The sequence below is a fragment of the Protofrankia sp. CiT1 genome (assembly GCF_917627335.1).
Taxonomy (GTDB): domain Bacteria; phylum Actinomycetota; class Actinomycetes; order Frankiales; family Frankiaceae; genus Protofrankia.
Genome location: NZ_CAKJTP010000211.1, coordinates 1 through 508, shown reverse-complemented (window position 1 = coordinate 508; position 508 = coordinate 1). Strand labels below are relative to the sequence as shown.

The following is a 508-nucleotide window of genomic DNA, read 5'->3' as shown; positions in this document are numbered from 1 at the left end:
ACGGGGCTCATCGCGCTGCACACCGAGGACGCCCTGAAACTGTTCGACGCGGCCATGACAACGCCGTGCGCAAGCCTCGTACCGGCCCGGATCGACACGATGAAAATCCAGCGTCAGGGCAGCTCGGAGAACATTCCGGAGATCCTGCATGGCCTTGTCCGCATACCCGTCCGGCGGGTTGTGACGAACGACGCCGGACCTGCGGAGAAATCTCTTGCGCAGCGGCTGGCCGGCCAGCCAGACAATGAACAGGAACGTCAGGTGATCGGCCTTGTGCGGACGACCGCCGCAACCGTCCTCGGCCATGCGGATCCGGGCACCATCGAGGCCGACCGTGGCTTTCTCGCCGCGGGTTTCGACTCCCTCACCGCAGTGGAGTTCCGCAACCGGCTCAACGCGGCGACGGGCCTGCGCCTGCCCACCACGCTGCTTTTCGACCATCCCACCCCGGCAGCGCTCACCGCCTACCTGCGCACCCAACTCGTCCCCGCGTCCACGGCTTCCGCAG

The 508-nt window shown here is 66.9% G+C and carries 1 protein-coding gene; it reads left to right on the top strand.

Annotated features, from left to right (window positions below; translation table 11 throughout):
- Positions 1-508 (top strand): acyl carrier protein (locus MJ785_RS20060; RefSeq protein WP_239382267.1); only part of this gene is annotated, 508 nt, incomplete at both ends.